This window comes from Yersinia antarctica (assembly GCF_056636475.1).
Genome location: NZ_JBSJQF010000001.1, coordinates 1823971 through 1843687 on the forward strand (window position 1 = coordinate 1823971; position 19717 = coordinate 1843687).

Here is a 19717-nt window from a genome sequence, read left to right on the forward strand (position 1 = left end):
CTGTCACTTAGCTTTAACCAACATGACCATCGCAATAACCACTAAAGTGACCCCAGCGGCGATCTCCTGCCAATTTATTGCCTGCCCTAGCACCACATTGGTCGCAATAACCGACAGCGGTATCAGATATACATAACCTGATACTTTGGCCGGAGAGAGCACAATGCAAGCTTTTTGAAACAGGAAGAAACTTAACGCGGTGGCAAAGGTTGCAAGATAGAAAACCCCACTCCAGGTTATAACGCTAATATTTCGCCATTCGATTTCTGGCAGTTGATAGGCGACGACTGCGGTTAACAATAGCGTGGCACAGATCAAACTCCAGCCAGTGAGAACCAACGCCAGTTCGCCACGATGTAACTTCTTTACTACGATGGGATTAAGTGCCATTCCTAAGCAGCCGAACAGGAATAAATAATCAGACGGCATAAGCGACAGATGTAAAAGCTGAGATAAATCGCCCTTAAAAATAATAAGCAACGCGCCTAAAATCCCCATTAATAAGGCCACCAGCACTGACCATGTCGATTTCGATTTGAGTAACAGCATGCTCATTATCAGGCTCATTAATGGCACGGTGGTATATAACGCACTCGAATTTAATGCGCTGGTGGTCTGTAGTGAAAATATCATGCAAGCAAAATAGAGTAATGGCGGCAAACTAATTAACGTGTAGCGGCCTAAATCGCGCAATTTAGGTAATTTAAATAACCTCTGACTCACCAGTAACACCATAAAAAGCAAGCTGGCGATAGCATATCTTAACCAAGTGATAACCATGGGGGGCAAGGCATTGCTGATGGTGGTGCTGGCAATAAAAGAACCTCCTAGCAGGGCGGTAAACCCCAGCATTTGCAGATGTGCTTTAACTATTTCTGTTGTCATGTGCATACTTATTACCCTCTTGTGATCGACGATAATTGCGTGGAAATGCACCATGAACCATTACCTTTTCAGTATGGATAAGCGGGATTTTAGTATTGGTTGTGTCATAACCCCCTGCATATGATGGAGAGGAATATCTATCTCGCTACCTATTTATTATTTAGCCGGTTTATTGGATGACCCGTTTATTTGATAAATAAAAAATAATTAAGGGGTTTTATTATGACGACAGTAAATTCAAACAGTAATGCTGATTTCAGTGAATTACCCTTTCAGGCTGCCGCGTATATTCAGAAAATAAAGCCCGGATTTAAGCCTCAGGCGGCGTTTATTTTAGGTTCAGGCTTAGGCGATTTGGTGGCACAAATTACCAATGAAACCACCCTCAGTTATGCCGATATTCCCGGCTTCCCGGTCAGCTCGGTGCACGGGCATGCGGGTGAATTGGTTCTCGGTGAGCTGTTTGGTGTCGCTGTGATGTGTATGAAAGGCCGTGGTCACTTCTATGAAGGGCAAGGCATGAGCATTATGACCAATCCGGTACGCACCTTTAAACTGATGGGATGCGAGTTCTTATTCTGTACTAACGCCGCCGGCTCATTACGGCCAGAAGTATTACCGGGTTCAGTGGTGATGCTTAAAGATCACATCAACACCATGCCAGGAACACCGCTGGTTGGGCCTAATGATGATCGTTTTGGCCCACGTTTCTTTAGCCTGGCGAATGCCTATGATAAAGGCTTGCGTGCCGAGATGGCCAAGATTGCCCAACAGCTTGATATCCCTCTGACCGAAGGGGTGTTTGTCTCCTATCCCGGTCCTTGCTTTGAGACGCCAGCCGAAATCCGCATGATGCAAATTATGGGGGGAGATGTGGTGGGGATGTCGGTGGTGCCAGAGGTCTTGTCTGCGGCCCATTGCGGCTTAAAAGTGATTGCGTTAACGGCAATTACCAATCTGGCAGAAGGCTTGTCTGATGTGGTTCTGTCTCACGAACAAACCTTAAAATGCGCCAAATTGGCCTCGGTTAATTTCACCAAACTAATTGAAGCTTTTTTGAAAAGCAAAGCATCAGCCGTTCGATAAATACACTATCAACCTTTTGGTTAGTCCCCTATTGGCGTCATTGCGGCTCGCAGGCAGTAGGGGATACCGCTGAAGAGGGAAGTACCCTACAGACTCAATAAGCAAATCATATTCCCTCGACACCTTTGTATCACGGAGAATAAAAATGATAATAAAAAAACGGCTTAAAGTTATGTTCTTCCTCCAGTTCTTTATCTGGGGTGCCTGGCTGGTGACCTTGGGTGCCTATATGATGAATACCCTCCATTTTACCGGTGCGCAGGTGGGGCTAGTCTATGGTGCGAAGGGAATTGCCTGTATTTTAATGCCAAGCATTATCGGTATTATTGCCGACCGCTGGATTAAAGCCAATATTCTCTATGCCTGCTGCCACCTATTGGGTGCTGTCGCGCTGCTAATTGCGGCCAATGTTTCCGATCCTAAGATCATGTTCTTAGTGATGCTGTTTAATGCGATGGTTTATATGCCGACAATTGCATTAGCGAATACGATTTCTTATATCTGTCTGGAAAAGGCCGGGCTGGATACGATTAAAGATTTCCCGCCGGTACGTGTTTTTGGCACGGTGGGTTTTATTTTTGCCATGTGGGCTATCAGTTTATCCGGTTTTGAATTGAGCAATATTCAACTCTATATTGCTTCAGGTGCGGCGCTGGTATTGGCTATGTATGCACTCTCATTACCCAGTTGCCCCACCTCTAATGCTAAGAAAGATCGCTCATGGGTTAACCTTTTAGGGCTTGATGCTTTTGTTTTGTTTAAACAAAAGAAGATGGCTATTTTCTTCTTATTCGCCATGTTACTGGGTGCTTCATTACAGATTAGCCATACGTTTAGCAGCCCATTCCTGCACGATTTTGCCAAGAATCCACTTTATCAGGATAGCCTCGTGGTGCAGTACCCGTCGCTCTTGTTATCGATGGCGCAAATTGCCGAAGTCTTTTTCATTCTGACCATTCCCTTCTTTTTATCTCGCTTTGGTATTAAGCGTGTGATGATGATCAGTATGATTGCCTGGACTCTGCGTTTCACCTTGTTTGCCTATGGTGACCCGTCCGCCAGCGGCATTGTTCTATTACTGTTATCCATGGTGGTCTATGGCTGCGCCTTTGACTTCTTTAATATTTCAGGGGCGATTTATGTCGAAAAAGAAGTCGACCACAATATCAGAGGTAGCGCACAAGGCTTGTTTATGACGATGGTAAACGGCGTTGGGGCGTATGTTGGCGCGATAAGCAGCGGGCATGTGGTTGATTACTTTACGGTCGATGGCGTAAAAGATTGGAATAGTATTTGGTTATCTTTTGCTGCTTATACTGTCGTACTGGCGGTTGTTTTTGTCTTTGCTTTTCACTATAAGCATGAACCGACTGAGTTGAATGAACGCCAGCTATCTCATTGATTATATATTATATTTTTACTATTTCTGGCTCTAATTGAGGGGCGTGGCATAGAAACAAAAAAAACCGCCAGGTAGGCGGTTTTTTTGTGCGGGTCAGGTAAGCGGCCTTTCCAGCAGGGCTTTGTTAGCAACGTAACGCAAGCGCGATCTAGTACCGATATTTGGTCTGATTGCTACTCACTGTCAATTTTAGTTCAAGAGAATAATTACTTACTCTTGTTCTGAATACCGCGTGCACCTAAGTTGTTATTATCAACTTGTGGCAGCCCAGTGGTTGCTGAAGAGGATAATAAACCGGTTTCAACATAGTTAAACAGCTTCTCACGGGTGTCGGTGATATCCAGATTACGCATAGTCAACTGACCGATACGATCATCAGGTGAGAATACGGAATCCCCTTTCTCCATGGTCAGGCGCTCTGGTTTGTAGGTCAGATTGTCAGATACAGTATTGAGAATCGAATAGTCATTGCCACGACGCAGTTCCAGTGTCACTTCTCCGGTAATCTCGCTCGCAACCCAACGTTGTGCAGAATCGCGCAGCATCAATGCTTGTGGATCAAACCAACGGCCTTGATACAGCAGACGGCCCAACACCCGGCCATTGGCATGATATTGCTCGATAGTATCTTCGTTATGAATACCGGTCAGCAGGCGCTCATATGCGATATGCAACAACGCCATCCCTGGGGCTTCATAAATGCCACGGCTCTTGGCTTCGATAATACGGTTCTCAATTTGGTCGCTCATCCCCAAACCATGACGGCCACCAATACGGTTGGCTTCCATCATCAGCTCAACACTGTCGTCAAACACTACGCCATTTAGAGCAACCGGATACCCACGTTCAAAACGGATAGAGACTTCTTCCGCTTTCACTACCACGTTTTCATCCCAGAACTTCACGCCCATAATCGGGTTAACGATTTTGACGCTGGAATTAAGGAATTCCAAGTCTTTGGCTTCGTGAGTGGCTCCAAGCATATTGGAGTCAGTGGAATAGGCTTTCTCCGTCGACATTTTATAGTCGAAACCGGACTGAATCATAAACTCGGACATTTCATGACGGCCGCCCAATTCATCAATGAAATCAGTATCCAGCCACGGTTTGTAAATTTTCAACTCAGCATTGGTCAACAAACCATAACGATAGAAACGCTCGATATCGTTACCTTTATAGGTACTACCATCACCCCAGATATTGACACCATCTTCTTTCATCGCGGCAACCAGCATGGTACCGGTGACAGCACGGCCCAGCGGGGTGGTGTTAAAGTAGGTTACACCGGCGGTGGTGTTATGGAATGCACCACATTGAATGGCTGCGATACCCTCAGCAACCAGTTGTTTGCGGCAATCAACCAGACGGGCTTTCTCTGCGCCATACTCCATTGCCTTACGCGGAATTGCATCGTAATCTTCTTCGTCAGGCTGACCCAAATTGGCGGTATATGCATAAGGAATTGCACCCTTTTTCTGCATCCATAACAGTGCTGCGCTGGTGTCCAGGCCACCAGAAAAAGCAATACCAACACGCTGATTAATAGGAAGGTGTTTGAGAATAGTTGTCATCAATTAAATCCTGTATGAATTAGGTCTGTCTGGCAAAGGTTTCAATGCCTACATTGATATCGCAAAACCCCTATTCTAGTCAAAGACATTTTGCATATTTATGTATGTTTCATTGCATAAGTATTTCATCACCACTTTGGTGAAATGATGTTTCACTAAAATTTATTGCATGTTCTATTATGAGATCTGCAAGGGTTTTTTACCGCGGACAAAACGTTAAAATTTAACGCGGGTAATCACCATTGTAAATCAGCGCATCGGGATGTTTCACCATAGTGGTGGAAAGCGTTGATGTATGCAAATGGACGTGATTCCAGGGACTGTTAAGTTGAAAATCTTTCACGCAAGCGCGTGGTATAAAAAGCGAAAATCCTATCGGGTACTGTTTTGGCGTGAGATAACGCCACTGGCTATCCCACTGTTTATTGAAGGGCTTTGTGTGCTGCTGATGGGGGTGTTTAGCACACTGCTGGTGAGTTGGTTGGGTAAAGAGGCCATGGCGGCGGTGGGGCTGGCGGATAGCTTCAATATGTTGATTGTGGCTTTTTTTGCCTCTGTTGCGCTGGGAACATCGGTTGTGGTGTCATTTAGTCTTGGTCAGCGTAAACGCAAACAAGCACAAACGGCAGCGCGTCAATCGATCTCTCTACTGGTGCTCATCTCATTATTTTTGGTGTTACTGGTGCATTTTACCGGTGAGACGATTATTAATCTGATGGCCAGTCAAGCCGATCCCTCCGTTAAGGCGATGGCGCTGACCTATCTGCATCTGACCGTCTGGAATTATCCCGCAATGGCCATCACCTTGGTGGGTTGTGGTGCACTGCGCGGAGCCGGTAATACCCGATTACCCATGGTCATCAATATTATGATGAACATTCTCAATATTGCTATCAGTAGCATATTGATTTACGGCCTATTTAGCTGGCAGGGCTTAGGCTTTATTGGTGCCGGTATCGGTATCACGCTTTCTCGCTATATCGGCGCGTTGGTGGTGGTGCTAATGCTAATTTTTGGTGCCAATCACACTCTGCGCATCCCGTTCAAAGCATATTTTATGCCGTTTACCTCGGCGATTATGTTTGAGGTGTTGAGTATTGGTATTCCCGCGAGTGTTGAATCAGTGATGTTTAGCATTGGTAAGCTGATTACTCAGCGTTTTGTGGCGGGGATGGGGACCGAAGTGATCGCCGGTAATTTCATCGCATTCTCAATTGTTGGGCTGATTAACTTGCCGGGCAACGCGTTGGGCTATACCTCGACGATTATTATCGGCACGCGGTTAGGGAAAGGGCAGATCTTGCAACCGATCCGCCAACTCAAGCATATCTTCTGGTTATCGACGGTTGGGGTGTGTTTTATCGCGCTATTATCGATCCCCAGCGCAGGTTTTTTGGCTTCGTTGTATACCAACGAGCCGGGCGTCATTACTGTCGTTAAACACCTCATCTGGATAAATGCACTGTTTATGCCGATTTGGGCCGCCTCTTGGGTGTTACCATCCGGCCTAAAAGGGGCGAAGGATGCCAGTTACACGATGTGGGTGGCACTGGCCGGGATGTGGGGTTGCCGGATTATCGCCGGTTACATTCTGGGTGTGACGCTAGGATTTGGCGTCATTGGCGTGTGGATGGGCATGTTCCTCGACTGGATAGTGCGTGGTGTGCTGTTTTATCGGCGAATGTCCTCTGGCCGTTGGCTATGGCGCTATCGGCCCACAGCCTGACCACTAAAGTTCATTTGCGCCCGTTTGCGGGCCAGCGCATGGCGACTTTTATCGCATTTCCCAGTGGACGCAGATGGTCGTTAAGTGATGTGCAGCGGCGACGTCAGGCAGTGTTCGGTGCCGCGTTTTTCTCTTAAGTCGAATTATTAAGCATTTTCTCCCACGTGCCGATAACACTATAAGTTCCACCATGGTGAGAATGAGAAAAGGCAATGGACAGACGTGGGACGAGAGGGCACCGTGCGTGCTGTATTTTCATGTTCCCGAATGAAAGGGTGAAGCATTAGTTGCCGCTGAGCAGAATGTTATTCCTTATTTTCCGAATGGCTGATATCGCCTTGTTATTGCACATCAACAATTATTTGCATTGGGGAAAGTATGGATAATTTTCAAAAAGAGATTGAAGAGAGAACAAATCTCACCTCATCAAACCGATTTGAACTTTTGTTGTTCCGACTGGGGGTATCTCAAGAAGAAGAGAGATCCGAGTTATTCGGTATCAACGTGTTCAAACTGCGCGAAATTGTACCCATGCCTACGCTGACCAAAGCCGCGGGTATGGCATCTCCGATGATGGGTATTGCGAATATTCGCGGAGAAATCATTCCGGTGATTGACCTCCCGTCTATCGTCGGTTGCGTGCCAAAAACTGGACTAAATATTCTGCTGGTGACTGAGTACGCCCGGAGTACACAGGCTTTTGCCGTGGAATCCGTTGACGATATCGTGCGCCTTGAATGGAGCCAGGTACTGGCTGCCGACGCGGGTGTTAAGAGCCGCAATATTACCAGTATCGCGCGCTTGGATAACGATCCTACGAGCAACCGATTGGCACTGGTGCTGGATGTTGAACAGATTCTATATGACATTATTCCTGCTAATCGCAATGTTCAAATCGACAGTGAGAAGACCAAGGCATTTGAACTTAAGCCAGGCTCAGTCGCGATTGTGGCTGAAGATTCTAAGGTGGCGCGTTCGATGCTTGAACAGGGTCTGAAGATGATGAATATCCCTGCCGTGATGCATATCACTGGTCTGGAAGCGTGGAATAAGATCAAGAAGATGGCCGATGAAGCGCGGGCCGAAGGGGTACCTATCTCGGATAAAATCGCCTTTGTGTTAACCGATTTAGAAATGCCGGAGATGGATGGTTTTACCTTGACGCTGAATATAAAACGCGATGAGTTCTTAAAAAATATTCCGGTGATAATCCATTCGTCATTATCGGGTAGTGCCAATGAAGACCATGTCCGCAAAGTGGGGGCAGATGCTTATGTGGCAAAATTCGAAGTCAACGAATTGGAAGCCGCCATCCATAGCGCTCTGGATTCAAAGAAAGCGATAAACGCTTAACCACCATGATACCTACGGCCTTTTCCTGCCTGCTCATATGAGCAGGAACGGGCCGACTGATCACTCTTGCCTAAAACCGTTATGGCACTGTGCTATTTAACGACCCGCGATACTTCCCTCTACTCACAATTTTAACTCTCGCACATCTTCTATCATTTTCTCCACATTTCTTTCTTCGCCAGAAATAGCCAATGGCAATAATTTGACCTTCATCACGAAAACAACAAAACAAAATAAAACAACAAAATGCCAATTTGTGATTTTTAATTTCTAATTATCTTAATTTAATGGAATATTGGTTTGATTATATGATTTTTTAATTAAATTATTGGTATTAATCACTGTTGTGTTAGTGGGGTTAATGGATGGTTTTATGTTGTTTAATGTTGCTTTGAATTATTATTTCTGTGATGGTGAATTGCAGTTAAAAACATAATAACACTTTCTAATATTTCTTATCTTTTGAGGCCCGACATGAAAAATGTAGCAATACTCGGAAGCAGCGGGGGAAATCTGTTCAATCTCGGTGGTGCCTACCCCGAAAGACTTCTACAAGAAATCTATACCCAACTCCACTCTGCTGGGTTAGGTGTCAGTGCGGTGCAATTTATTGCAGCGGAAGAGTCGATGGATGTGGCAAAGCCGACCACCGCCGCCGCCGTTTATTCAATAATCGCGGAAGAAGGGGATAAACCACGGATTAGCTTCCAGGGGAAACTCTCCGAGGTGAATGACGCGGTAAAATCATCGGATGCGGCCATTGCGGCACAAATTCGAGCCGGTGATATTGATGGCATCATTATCATGAGTGCCGACCCTGATCGCAGTAATAAAGACGCTATTTTGGCGGCGATAGAAAAGAAAATCCCTATTGTGGGCACTGGCGGCACCTCGATGGCAATTATCACCTCCAAAGGTGCCAATGTGATTGCCACCTCTGGCACAACTGGAACCAATAGCCGCACACGGGCTATCTCTTTTACCGCCTCGCTATGCAAACACTGGCAGATAAAATATACCCCAGTGCTGGGCAGTAGCGAGGCCAACATGCCGGGCAGTGACAAGAGCCTGCTAAAAAGAATCAATATCCGTAGCATCATGACCCCAGCTCTGCCTGGTTTTATCGCCATGGCTATTGTATTGGCGCTAAGCCATATCCCAGGGTTGCAATCACTCAATGCCATTTTTGAACTGTTGTTGAAGGGGTTGCCGGTTATTGTCGCGGTTATTGCGGCTAAACAGGTTTCTGAGCTAGATGAAGTGTCGATTGTGGCGGGGGTTGTCGCCGGGGTGCTGTCGGTAGAAGGTGGCTTAATCGGCGGTATTTTGGGAGGGATCGGCGCCGGTATTATGGTGCGTTACCTGTTCGGGCTCTGTCTGAGATGGCAATTCCCAATGACCACCATCAATATCGTAGCGGGTGGTTTGTCCGGTTTATTCTCCGGTTTAGTGATGTATTACCTGCTTAGCCCATTGGCATTAGCCGCTGGTGACTATATCAAATTGGCTATCGAAGCCACTCTGGCTTTTAGCCCGATTTTAGCCGGATTACTGGCCGGTCTGGTTATTTGGCCAGCTATTCTGGGTGGAGTTTATCACGCAGTTATATTGCCACTGGTATTACTGGAAATGGAAAAGTCCGGTGTCAGCTTCCTCGGCGCGGTCGATATGGTCGGGCTGGTGATGGTGGCAGCCGGTATTAATCTGGCAAACGTGATTGCTCCGCGCGAGAAAAGTGAAGCCGCAGTAGCTGCCCCAGGGTTGTTAATTAACCTCGGTTTTGGGACGTTCGTCGAATCTGCTTACCCGTTCATGTTTTCTAATAAAGTCGTCTTTGCTGGTGCAATATTCTCCGCCGGCGTTGGCGGCATGTTGCTGGGATTATTAAATATTAAAGGCGTGGCATATGTACCTGCATTCGCCTCCCCATTCTTGTCGAATAACGCTTTTTATATGGCGATAGTCATGGCGGTAACACTGGTGTTGACCTGTGTAATCACCCTATTAGCCAACAAGTTTGTCGCAATTAAAAAAGCAGTACCCGAATCACCAACACCAGGGATCTCGGGCTAAGAGTTAACAATTAAAAAAGCCGTTTTATATAAATCAAGTAGAGGTAAATATGTTCAACGCTGATATGAGTAAGAAACGTTCCGTCGCTATGGATAAAGTACGAAATGCAATTTCATTACATGGCGGTCAAACTATTCTCAGTACTGGAATAACCGGAGATGATGCTCGCTTAGCGAAAGCAGTATGCGATTCAGGTGTTAAATTATTGGAACCTAATCACCCGGCGTTGGCACTGGCTCGCGGCCATAATGGCGTGACGAATATGCATGCTGCGGAGCGTATTCGTCATGAGATAACCATCGGCCAAATGGCACAAGCCGTGCGGGGGGTGCGTAATGTGGTGGCTGACGATATTTTTATTACCGTCGGCATCGCCGGGGGCTTTACTGAAACTGTACCTACACCCGTGACAGAACAAGATATTTTATTGATAGCTCAATCAGGGGCTGATGGTTTACATACCCATAAGTCCAGTTTTGAAGATTTAAAGGAACTGGTGGATTTAGCCCATAAATATGGTCTGACGGTGGATGCTTATATTGGTCACCCGAATGACTTGCATACCTTCGGTATTGCCGCTGAAACCCCCGCTGATGTTGCGCAAGTGGCTAAAACGATGGAAGCACTGGGTGTTGATATGATTGGTTTAATGACTGGCATGAGCTACGAAGGTGTCAGTGCGGGTGATATTCCTGATGCTATCAAACAGCGGCTTCTGGCGTTGGTCGGTGCGGTTTCGGTACCAACATTAGCAGAAGGGGGGATCAATCTGGAAAATGCCAAAGCATTTAAAGATACCGGTGTAAATATTCTGGTGGTGGGCACCGCCATTGATAATGTTGTCTGCAACGCGGCAAAGGATGTGGTATCGCGCTTTATTACCCACTGATAGTATAATGTGAGCAAGGAGGGAGAGTATATTAGCAATAATATATTCTCCCTTTTTTATTGGAGTCAACGTATGTATAAGTTATTAGCACTTGATCTTGATGGCACGTTACTCACTCAGTAAAACCAGCAATCATTATTATGAAATAATGAAACATGGCATCAGTAAGGGGTAAGGATTGCATTATTTATCTCAGCACTTAAATATCAGTGCTCAAGCCATGGTCAGTATTGGCGATCAGCAGAATGATATCAGTATGTTTCAGTTTTCTGCTGTGGGTGTGGCAATGGGGGAATGCCAGTGATTTTGTCAAATCTTGTGTGGATAGGGTAAGTCAGGATAATAACCAACACAGGGTCGCTTTTATCATTAATCAACTCTGGCTGGTGTGATTGAATCGCCTTTTGTTTCATAAGATTATTCAGTAGAATGACACTATGTATCGCACAGTTTCGGGCCGCTATTCTTATGAATCAGATCAAACGTAAACAGTTTATTTTAGAAAAGCTGGATAGTCTTGGTGAGGTTTCGGTTATTGGTCTTTCCGAAGAGTTGGGTGTGACGTCTGAAACCATCCGCCGGGATCTTTCCTATTTGGAAAAGAGCGGTGAGGTCACTAAAGTCCATGGCGGTGCGATAAAAGTTCAGAATATACAAGAGGGCAGTTTTGCCCAACGAATGGATTTAAATCGCCAGGAAAAAATGCTAATTGGTCAATATGCTGCATCGTTGGTGACTGAAAACGATACTTTATTTATTGATTCTTGTACCACCACACTTATTTTTGCTTCATTCTTACCATTAGTGAAGTTTACTGTTTTTACTAATTCATCATTAATTGCTGATCAAATTAAAAGTAAAAATAATATGGCTGTCGTGCATGTATTAGGTGGTGAATATAATCATACCTACAAGGCTAACTTAGGCATTCAGACCATTGAACAAATGAACGATATTCATACTGATTTCACTTTCGTCGGAGTTGGCGGAATAGACAGTGATTTTGGCGTGATGGTAAAAAATTTAGATGAAGGGCGTATTGCCAAGAAAATGTTGGCGATGGGCAGACAGAAAGTTATTTTATGTGACACCAGTAAATTTGGCCAAAGTGGGTTAATGAAAATAAGTGACATCAATGATATTGATATTATTGTCACCGATAAAAAGAAGAATATTCATAAACAAGCAATTGAAGCTATCTATTCAGATAAAATCATCTACGCCAATTAATATTATTTTACAACACCCACCGCAATAGCGGGTGTCTTTATATGTATTACCTCAGCATTTTTCAACGTGCATTGCACTACGAATACCCGGTTTGAACCCGTATTGTTGAGCCTGCCAGACAATAATCAACCCAAGGAGTAATAACCCCAACACTGTCCACGGGAAACTTACTGCTCCGGCGCTTTGTAACAACAGGCCACCGATGATCCCGCCCCCTGCAATGGCTAAATTCCAAGCCACCACAATCATTGACTGCGCCACATCGGCATTTTGTCCTGCGGCATCCGCCGACGCGGTTTGCAATAGTGTGGATGCGCCACCAAAACTGAGGCCCCAGAGCAACATGCTGCCATAAATCGCGGAGGGGGATCCCCCGGCGATTGCCAATATCAATGCAGCCAGAATAAAGGTACCAAGACTCAGTAATACCGCGCCACGTAACCATCGATCCACGACTAATCCGGTGAAGCAAGTTCCCGCTAGCGCACTGACACCAAATACCAACAGCACTTTATCGAGCTGTTTTTCCAACCCGACTGGGGTGATAAAAGGGGCAATATAGGTATAAAGAATATTATGTGCCAGCATCCAAAGGACAATAACCGACAAAATGGGGCGTACGCCAGGGGTGGTGAACACTTTGCGCACCGGTTGTTGCTGTTTGGCCGATTGCCCTGGATAATCAGGTATTTTCACGATAACCCAGACAATCAGCAGCAAAGTTAATCCCGACATAATGGCAAATGCATTGCGCCAACTGAGCACCATACCCAGCCATGCCCCCAATGGTACCCCTAGTGCCAGGGCGATAGGGGTGCCGGTCATGGCGATCGCCATTGCGCGCCCTTGTTGATGAGGTTGTACCATACGTCGTGCGTAACCTGCGATAAGCCCCCATGCCAGTCCAGCGGCAGCACCGGCCATAAAACGGGCCAGTAAGGTTAAACTGAACCAAGGCGAAATAGTGGTTAAAGTATTGAATATGAAAAAACCGACAATGGCGCTGAGTAAGGCTTTACGCCGCCCCCAACTGCGGGTCAAAGTAATTAAGGGGATCGCAGCCAGTAACGAACCCAGAGCATAGAGTGTCACCAATTGGCCAGCCAATGCTTGTGAAACCCCCAATCCTTGGCCGATCTGCGGCAACAATCCAGCTGGTAATGTCTCGGTCATGATGGCAATAAAGCCCGTCATCGCGAGAGCCAATAATGCCGAGAGAGGAAAGGGCGCTGCTTTCATTATTGTTTCCCGACGCCATAGATGGCGTCCCGCAGATCGTTGACAAATTGCCCGGACATACCTTCGTATAGGGTATTAGTTAATGCGACTGCGGATATCCCTTGAATCCTATCAACAAACCATGAGTGACCATATGCACCTCCCCAACGCCATGTACCAACGGACTCAGGTGAATCAGCCTCGTGTGGATCGCGCAAGACCGAAAAGCCTAACCCGAAGCCCAAACCGGGAGAGTCAGGTAAGATAAGACCCTGAATTTGGTCTCGGCCCATCTCATCGACTAAAGCCGCTGGAAGCAGTGGTGAGCCACCCCGACGTAGCGTTTCCAGCAAGCTCAACAGGTCGTTGGCACTGCCTATCATCCCCGCACCGCCAGAAGGGAAAGCATGGCGATTGAGTGCACGGGCAGGGGAAAATCGAATACCGATGGTATCGGGGAACGCGGCGACAAGTTCATCTTCCTGCAAGGGGTGTGGCGCAGGTGTATCACTGACATAAGGCGTAGCTAGCCGACTGACATCATGGGTGAAAAAATCCGTGTCCTGCATATGTAGTGGCTCGGTGACCAATGCCCTTACTGCTTGATCTAATGGCCGACCACAAACTTGCTCGATAACTGCACCTAATACATCAATTGCCAATGAATAAGCCCATGCAGTTCCTGGGGCATAATATAGCGGCACATCGGCTAATCGACGTAAGTTCTCGTTGAGTGTGATTGCTGATCGATCCATGCCATCGGAGATCCCCGCGCGAGCATAGGGCCCATCCTCATCAGCTTCACAAAAGCGATAGCTCAAACCGGCGGTATGGCTGAGTAATTGGCGTATCGTAATGGTTGGTAATTCCTCATTTGCCAGCCGGGGTTGAAAGTCAGGTAACCAGCGCCGGATATCGCCATCAAGGTCGAGCTTACCCTGTGCGACTAATACCATTGCTGCTGTAGAAACGATCGGCTTACTGATGGATGCCAAACGAAACAGGGTATTGGAGGTCATCGGTTGTCCGGTTTCGCGATCCGCCCATCCTGCTGCCCGGCTGAAATGTGTCTCGCCGTTAAGCGCCACCATGACCACGGTACCCACCAAGCGCTGTTCGGTGAGCGCCTGATCAATCACTGTATTAATTCTGGCTGCCAGATGCACTGGCTGTATTGGCACTAACGAACTCGCAGACATAGTAATTCCTTAATCTGAATGAAGACTTAACCATAGATGGCCATCTAACAATAGAGAACTACGCAATCAGGAAAAAGTGGGGTAGATTTCCAGTATTAGAGGATATAAATGTCCGCAATCGGAGCCGTGATGGATAGCCTAAGCAGTCTGAGTGTTTTTGTTCAAGTGGCCGAGACCCGTAGTTTTGTGATGGCAGGGCGTATATTGGGTGTTTCCGCTTCGGCGGTTGGTAAGAATATCGCACGGCTCGAGGGGCGGTTAGGCGTGAGATTATTTCACCGCAGCACTCGCAGCATAGCACTGACTTCCGAAGGTGCGCTTTTTCTTGAACGTAGTCGGCGGATTCTTGCTGAGGTAGAGGCCGCAGAGCTTGAGCTGTTACAACTTACCGATAAGCCGCGCGGCAGGTTGCGGGTCAGTTTGCCACTGGTGAGCACATTGTTGTTACCCGTATTGGCCGATTTTATGCTCGCATACCCCGACATTGAGCTAGATCTGGATTTCAGTGATCGGATTGTTGATGTGGTCGAAGAGGGATTTGATGCCGTCGTCCGCACCGGTGAACTGACTGATTCCCGTTTGTCAGCACGTAAGTTGGGGCAGTCCACCATGCTACTGGTGGCATCGCCCGCCTATCTGGAGCAGCATGGTGAGCCTATGCACCCTGTTGAACTGGCGAATCATATCTGCCTGCATTATCGTTTCCCTAACAGCGGAAAATTGGAAACCTGGCCCTTGCCTAATGAGTCTGATTTGCGGATCCCAATCTCGATGGTATGCAACAACATTGAAACCAGAATGTGTTTTGCTTTAAGAGGATTGGGCATCGCCTGCTTACCGGATTTTTCGATGGGAAAGGCAGTAGCGGAAGGCAAATTACGAAGCTTGCTGGATAGTTATGTAAAGCGCACAGTGAGCTTGCATGTGGTGTGGCCTTCCGGGCGTTATATCACGCCTAAATTACGGGTATTTATCGATTTCCTTAGTGACAGGATGTTTGCGGGCAAATAGCCACTTAAGCTATAGGCGAAAAGTTTTTAGCACAGGATGATTGGCACCTTGATAATCCTGCCGTGGGGACATTACTTTTCTTCAGTCAATAAGACTTTTTTGGCTGCTTCAAGAAATTCATCCGACAACTTATCCCCGGCGGTGGCGCGCGCCAGTGTTAATGCACCGGACAACATAGCAAGCTGTGCCAGCGCGTGTTGCCTGCGTTGTTCTTCATTTTCTATATCAGAAACAGACATTAATCTGTCTAGCAGGGATCTCACGCCACTGAGATAAACCTCTCGCACCGGATTCTCATCATTCTCACGTGCCACATCGCTGGCTAGCGCAGTAATTGCACAGCCATCTTCTGCATGGTCACGGTGGGTGGTTGAGAGATAAAGTTCGACTAACGTGCGCAGATTATGATGCTCGGGCTGGCTGCTGATTTGCTGCCAACGGGTGCTGGAATCGTCGAGCGCTTTGCGACTGGCGATAGCCGCCAATTCATCTTTAGAGGTAAAGTGTCCATAGAACCCGCCATGAGTCAATCCGACCGCAGCCATTAAATCGTTGACGCTGACACCATTCAAACCCCGGGCACGGAAGAGTTGTGAAGAGGTCTGTACGATTGACTCGCGATTGAGTGCCATCTGTTGCTTTGATACTCGGGCCATACATTTCTCCTGATTGAACAGGCAGCATCATAAAGTATGCCATGCTAGCACATCAATAGATGTTGCCTCTCATCAATACAGATCTTGATTCATGCCCGCGGTGGTCGGGGGGCGATGATACGCGTACTATCGCCGCCCTGCGCCCGTGCCAGAGTGTTGGCGATTTGTTCGTGTGGCGTTCCCAGAGTAATGGCGCTGACCTTATCAAGACGTGCCACTTGTTCATCACTCAATATCACATCTAATGCTGCCAGTGTGTCATCCAGTTGGGCTTGGGTACGGGAGCCTAAAATAGGGATTAGGCTGGTAGGGGAGTTTGCGGCTTTATGGCGCAACCAGGCAACAGCAATATGTAATGGTTGCACGTGGTGTTCCTGTGCTATTGCGATAACTTCATCGAGTAGCGCAGTATCTTGCTCGGTATGCACCAATCGGCCCGCAAAACCAAGTAGACGACCTTCATCGCTTTGACGATATTTTCCTGTCAGCAATCCTCCCCCCAGAGGTGACCACAGTGTGGCTGCTAAGCCGAGTGCTTCGGCCATCGGCAGTAGTTCACGTTCAGCCGTTCGCTGTACCAAACTGTACTCTACCTGAATACCGGCAATACGTGACCAGCCGCGTAATTCTGCCAAGGTATCTGCCCGTGCAATGCGCCATGCCGGGAAATTGGAAAGCCCTGCATACTGTATTTTGCCTGCACGAGTCAGGTCGTCAAAAGCGCGCACAATTTCTTCAAGAGGCGTTAACTGGTCATCAAAATGGGCCCACAATAAATCAATGCGGTCGGTGTTAAGCCGTTTAAGGCTGCTTTCCACGGAAGCAATCATATTGCGGCGGCTGTTTCCGGTTTGAGCAATCCCCGCATCCGGTTGTGCTCCCAGCGTATATTTTGTTGCGACCACAAAACGATCACGTTCCGCAGCAATGAACTCTCCTACGATCTGTTCAGATTGACCGAATTGGTAAGTATCTGCGGTGTCGATGAAATTACCCCCGGCCTCGGCATAGCGGTCAAATACCTGTTTTGCTTCCTCTTTTTCCGAGCCATATCCCCAGGCAGTACCAAAGTTACCGGTACCCAGTGCCAGTTCGGAAACCCGTAGGCCGCTATTACGACCAAAAGTGGTGTATTTCATATTGATTCCCCATCCCAACAATTATTTATGATGACCAACATCTATTATATATGACATGCATAATCTATTTGTGCAAGTGAATCCTCTTTGACGCTTAGATGATGATTTTGGGGGGCTATTGTTATTATTGTTAGGCGACACATTTTATTAGAATAAACCCATCAATAAATTGTGGATTAATGACAGCGTAATCTTGCGTTACCGACAAGTTAGCCTATTATTTGAACAATTTAGCGTTGTAAGTGCTGCTTTGTCTGGTTTTCCCTCCATCCGACATTTTTTCCATCGATTATCAAAGTTTCCTTCAGAGGACGTCACGCACAACTTCGTATTCAAGCGTGGGGTGGATTTACCGTGGGCATTTGGATACCGAAGGCCAATGTTGAACTTGAATGCGACCTTAGCCAGCTTGAACGAGCTCCAAGCATCATAAAATCAAGATGACCTCCAGTATGAATAATGGGTCCGATCGTCGGTCTGGCACCGGAATTCGGTATATCAATTTATGGCGCGACGAAGACTTTTGTGTTGTTCCTCTCTCAGGGACTGAACCTGGAGTTATAAATAGCGCTAAGAGAATCACATATTTTAATCGGATAAAAGTGTCTGAATCGCCATGGAGCGAATACACTCTTCTACGATGCCGTTTTTTATTTGCATTACGTTCATCATCTAATTGTTGAGTGATATCACTGCCGTCCGAATGACGTTTCCTCTCTCGGGAACGCTCTGGTTTTAGTCGGTGACGATCCTGAGTCGGACTTTCTTTTATAGGCTGTTCGTTCGCGAACGGTCCCTGCATGCAACCAAGGAACGAAAGATGGCCTACGCAACAACCAATCCCTACACCGGCGAAACGATCAAGACGTTTTCTGACGCCACTACTGCCGATGTTGCTCTTGCTCTGGATCAAGGCGATGAGGCATTCAAGCAATGGAAAAATACTACAATCGCCGATCGTGTTGCCGTGCTGCAAAAGGCGGCCGACTTGCTCCGAGCCAAGCATACCGAATACGCCAAGTTGTTGACACTGGAGATGGGTAAGCTACTGGGAGAGGCCGAAGCGGAGGTTGAACTGTCGGCGGCTATCTTTGAGTACTACGTCGAGAATGCGCAGCAGCAACTGGCGCCGGAGAAGCTGCATTCTAAAGACCCTGCGGTAACCGAAGCGTGGCTGGTGCATGAGCCTCTAGGCATCATCCTGGCTATCGAACCGTGGAATTTTCCTTACTACCAGATAGCTCGAATCATCGCGCCGCAGTTAGCGGCCGGGAATGTCGTGATACTCAAGCATGCGTCTAACGTACCGCAATCCGCCGATGTGTTTGAGAAGCTAATGCTTGAAGCCGGCCTGCCGGTAGGCGGATTCAAAAACCTCTACGCTAGCCGTGAGCAACTCGAAACCATCATTAACGATCCGCGTGTACATGGTGTTGCGCTAACGGGTTCGGAGGACGCTGGCGCTGTGGTTGCAGCACAGGCCGGTAAGGCATTGAAGAAGTCAACGATGGAGCTGGGTGGTGCTGACGCCTTTGTGGTGTTGGAAGATGCTGATCTGGACAAGGCCGCTAAGTGGGCGGTGTTTGGCCGCCACTGGAATGCCGGCCAGGTGTGCTGCTCGTCCAAGCGTATTATCGTGGTCGAGGCTATCTACGACGCTTTCCTTGATAAGTACACAGCTGGCGTTGCCCAACTCAAGGCCGGCGATCCGCTGGACCCTGCCACGACTCTGGCGCCGCTGTCCTCACAGGGTGCGGCCGACGATGTGCGTAAACAGGTGAAGGAAGCTGTCGGCCACGGCGCGACCCTGACTGTGATTGGCGCTGAGGTGCCGTCGCAGGGCGCCTTCGTGCAGCCGGTGTTGCTCACCGGCCTGACTAAGGATAACCCGGCGTATTACTGGGAATTCTTTGGCCCGGTATCGCTGGTCTTTAAAGCCAAAGATGAAGCGGAAGCTATCGAGATTGCGAATGACTCGCCTTTCGGCCTTGGCGGTTCGGTGTTCACTCAAGACATCGAACGGGGCCGCAAGGTTGCAGCTCAAATGTCTACCGGCATGGTCTACATCAACCATCCGACTGCGGTGAAGGCTGACCTGCCATTTGGCGGTGTGCGCCGCTCAGGCTATGGCCGCGAGCTGATTGGTCTCGGACTGAAGGAGTTTGTCAATCATAAGCTGATTAGTGTGACGGATATCGATGGCGGCTTCTGATCTGCTCTGCAATTTTTAGTTATTCAGAATAAGATTTTATTAAATTGTTCGGAGATCAATAACGGTG

The 19717-nt window shown here is 47.5% G+C and carries 15 protein-coding genes and 3 pseudogenes; 12 read left to right on the forward strand and 6 right to left on the reverse strand.

Translation table 11 applies throughout. From position 1 onward, the window contains the following. Nucleotides 1-3: 3 nt before the first annotated feature. Nucleotides 4-852, reverse strand: a complete 849-nt coding sequence (locus ACWJJO_RS08470; protein WP_442821445.1) for a DMT family transporter — start codon at nt 850-852, stop codon at nt 4-6. 255 nt (nt 853-1107) lie between these two features. On the opposite strand from ACWJJO_RS08470, the gene xapA reads away from it, so the two are divergent. Continuing rightward, nucleotides 1108-1971, forward strand: coding sequence for a xanthosine phosphorylase (xapA, locus tag ACWJJO_RS08475; protein WP_481090909.1), 864 nt, complete (start codon nt 1108-1110; stop codon nt 1969-1971). Nucleotides 1972-2116: 145 nt separating this feature from the next. After that, the gene (locus ACWJJO_RS08480; protein WP_481090910.1) at nt 2117-3373 is read left to right on the forward strand and encodes a nucleoside permease; all 1257 of its coding nucleotides are present in this window, start codon (nt 2117-2119) and stop codon (nt 3371-3373) included. 206 nt (nt 3374-3579) lie between these two features. Here the strand turns inward: ACWJJO_RS08480 and argG are convergent, their stop codons facing one another. Continuing rightward, nucleotides 3580-4944 carry an argininosuccinate synthase gene (gene argG / locus ACWJJO_RS08485; RefSeq protein ID WP_083159250.1) on the reverse strand — a complete coding sequence of 455 codons (1365 nt, stop codon included), beginning with the start codon at nt 4942-4944 and terminating at the stop codon, nt 3580-3582. 328 nt (nt 4945-5272) lie between these two features. Between argG and ACWJJO_RS08490 the strand changes: the two genes are divergently transcribed. The 6 genes and pseudogenes from ACWJJO_RS08490 (at nt 5273) to ACWJJO_RS08515 (ending at nt 12215) form a co-directional block, all read left to right on the forward strand. Continuing rightward, the gene (locus ACWJJO_RS08490) at nt 5273-6670 is read left to right on the forward strand and encodes an EmmdR/YeeO family multidrug/toxin efflux MATE transporter (RefSeq protein WP_083163747.1); all 1398 of its coding nucleotides are present in this window, start codon (nt 5273-5275) and stop codon (nt 6668-6670) included. A gap of 378 nt (nt 6671-7048) precedes the next feature. Beyond that, nucleotides 7049-8023 carry a chemotaxis protein gene (locus tag ACWJJO_RS08495; RefSeq protein WP_442847946.1) on the forward strand — a complete coding sequence of 325 codons (975 nt, stop codon included), beginning with the start codon at nt 7049-7051 and terminating at the stop codon, nt 8021-8023. A gap of 474 nt (nt 8024-8497) precedes the next feature. After that, entirely contained in the window at nt 8498-10096 is a 1599-nt protein-coding gene (locus ACWJJO_RS08500; RefSeq protein ID WP_481090911.1) for a PTS sugar transporter, read from the forward strand. Between the two features lie 49 nt (nt 10097-10145). After that, nucleotides 10146-10985 (forward strand): histidine biosynthesis protein, encoded by an 840-nt coding sequence (locus ACWJJO_RS08505; RefSeq protein WP_481090912.1) that lies wholly within the window; start codon nt 10146-10148, stop codon nt 10983-10985. A 106-nt stretch (nt 10986-11091) separates the two neighbouring features. Beyond that, nucleotides 11092-11377: pseudogene (locus ACWJJO_RS08510) on the forward strand (HAD hydrolase family protein); the annotation flags it as partial. A gap of 76 nt (nt 11378-11453) precedes the next feature. Next, a complete protein-coding gene (locus tag ACWJJO_RS08515; RefSeq protein WP_083163745.1) occupies nt 11454-12215 on the forward strand; it encodes a DeoR/GlpR family DNA-binding transcription regulator in 762 nt (253 codons plus the stop codon). A gap of 51 nt (nt 12216-12266) precedes the next feature. On the opposite strand, the gene ACWJJO_RS08520 is transcribed toward ACWJJO_RS08515, so the two are convergent. Next, on the reverse strand, nt 12267-13454 hold the full coding sequence (locus ACWJJO_RS08520; protein ID WP_481090913.1) for an MFS transporter: 1188 nt from the start codon (nt 13452-13454) through the stop codon (nt 12267-12269). Then, nucleotides 13454-14632 (reverse strand): serine hydrolase domain-containing protein, encoded by a 1179-nt coding sequence (locus ACWJJO_RS08525; RefSeq protein WP_083159245.1) that lies wholly within the window; start codon nt 14630-14632, stop codon nt 13454-13456. Before ACWJJO_RS08525 ends, ACWJJO_RS08520 begins: the two co-directional genes overlap by 1 nt. Nucleotides 14633-14761: 129 nt before the next feature. On the opposite strand from ACWJJO_RS08525, the gene ACWJJO_RS08530 reads away from it, so the two are divergent. After that, a complete protein-coding gene (locus ACWJJO_RS08530) occupies nt 14762-15643 on the forward strand; it encodes a LysR family transcriptional regulator (protein WP_083159244.1) in 882 nt (293 codons plus the stop codon). Nucleotides 15644-15714: 71 nt separating this feature from the next. Here ACWJJO_RS08530 and ACWJJO_RS08535 read toward each other — a convergent pair whose 3' ends face one another. Together ACWJJO_RS08535 and ACWJJO_RS08540 are read right to left on the reverse strand one after the other, a co-directional pair. Continuing rightward, complete coding sequence (locus tag ACWJJO_RS08535) at nt 15715-16299, reverse strand: TetR/AcrR family transcriptional regulator (RefSeq protein ID WP_083159243.1); 585 nt, start codon at nt 16297-16299, stop codon at nt 15715-15717. A gap of 89 nt (nt 16300-16388) precedes the next feature. After that, entirely contained in the window at nt 16389-17438 is a 1050-nt protein-coding gene (locus tag ACWJJO_RS08540) for an aldo/keto reductase (protein ID WP_083159242.1), read from the reverse strand. A 261-nt stretch (nt 17439-17699) separates the two neighbouring features. Between ACWJJO_RS08540 and ACWJJO_RS08545 the strand changes: the two are divergent. The 3 genes and pseudogenes from ACWJJO_RS08545 to ACWJJO_RS08555 all read left to right on the forward strand — a co-directional run. After that, nucleotides 17700-17882, forward strand: a pseudogene (locus ACWJJO_RS08545) (pYEATS domain-containing protein); the annotation flags it as partial. A 24-nt stretch (nt 17883-17906) separates the two neighbouring features. Continuing rightward, nucleotides 17907-17999: pseudogene (locus ACWJJO_RS08550) on the forward strand (SDR family NAD(P)-dependent oxidoreductase); the annotation flags it as partial. Nucleotides 18000-18258: 259 nt separating this feature from the next. Then, on the forward strand, nt 18259-19650 hold the full coding sequence (locus ACWJJO_RS08555; RefSeq protein ID WP_481090914.1) for an NAD-dependent succinate-semialdehyde dehydrogenase: 1392 nt from the start codon (nt 18259-18261) through the stop codon (nt 19648-19650). The last annotated feature ends 67 nt before the right edge of the window (nt 19651-19717 follow it).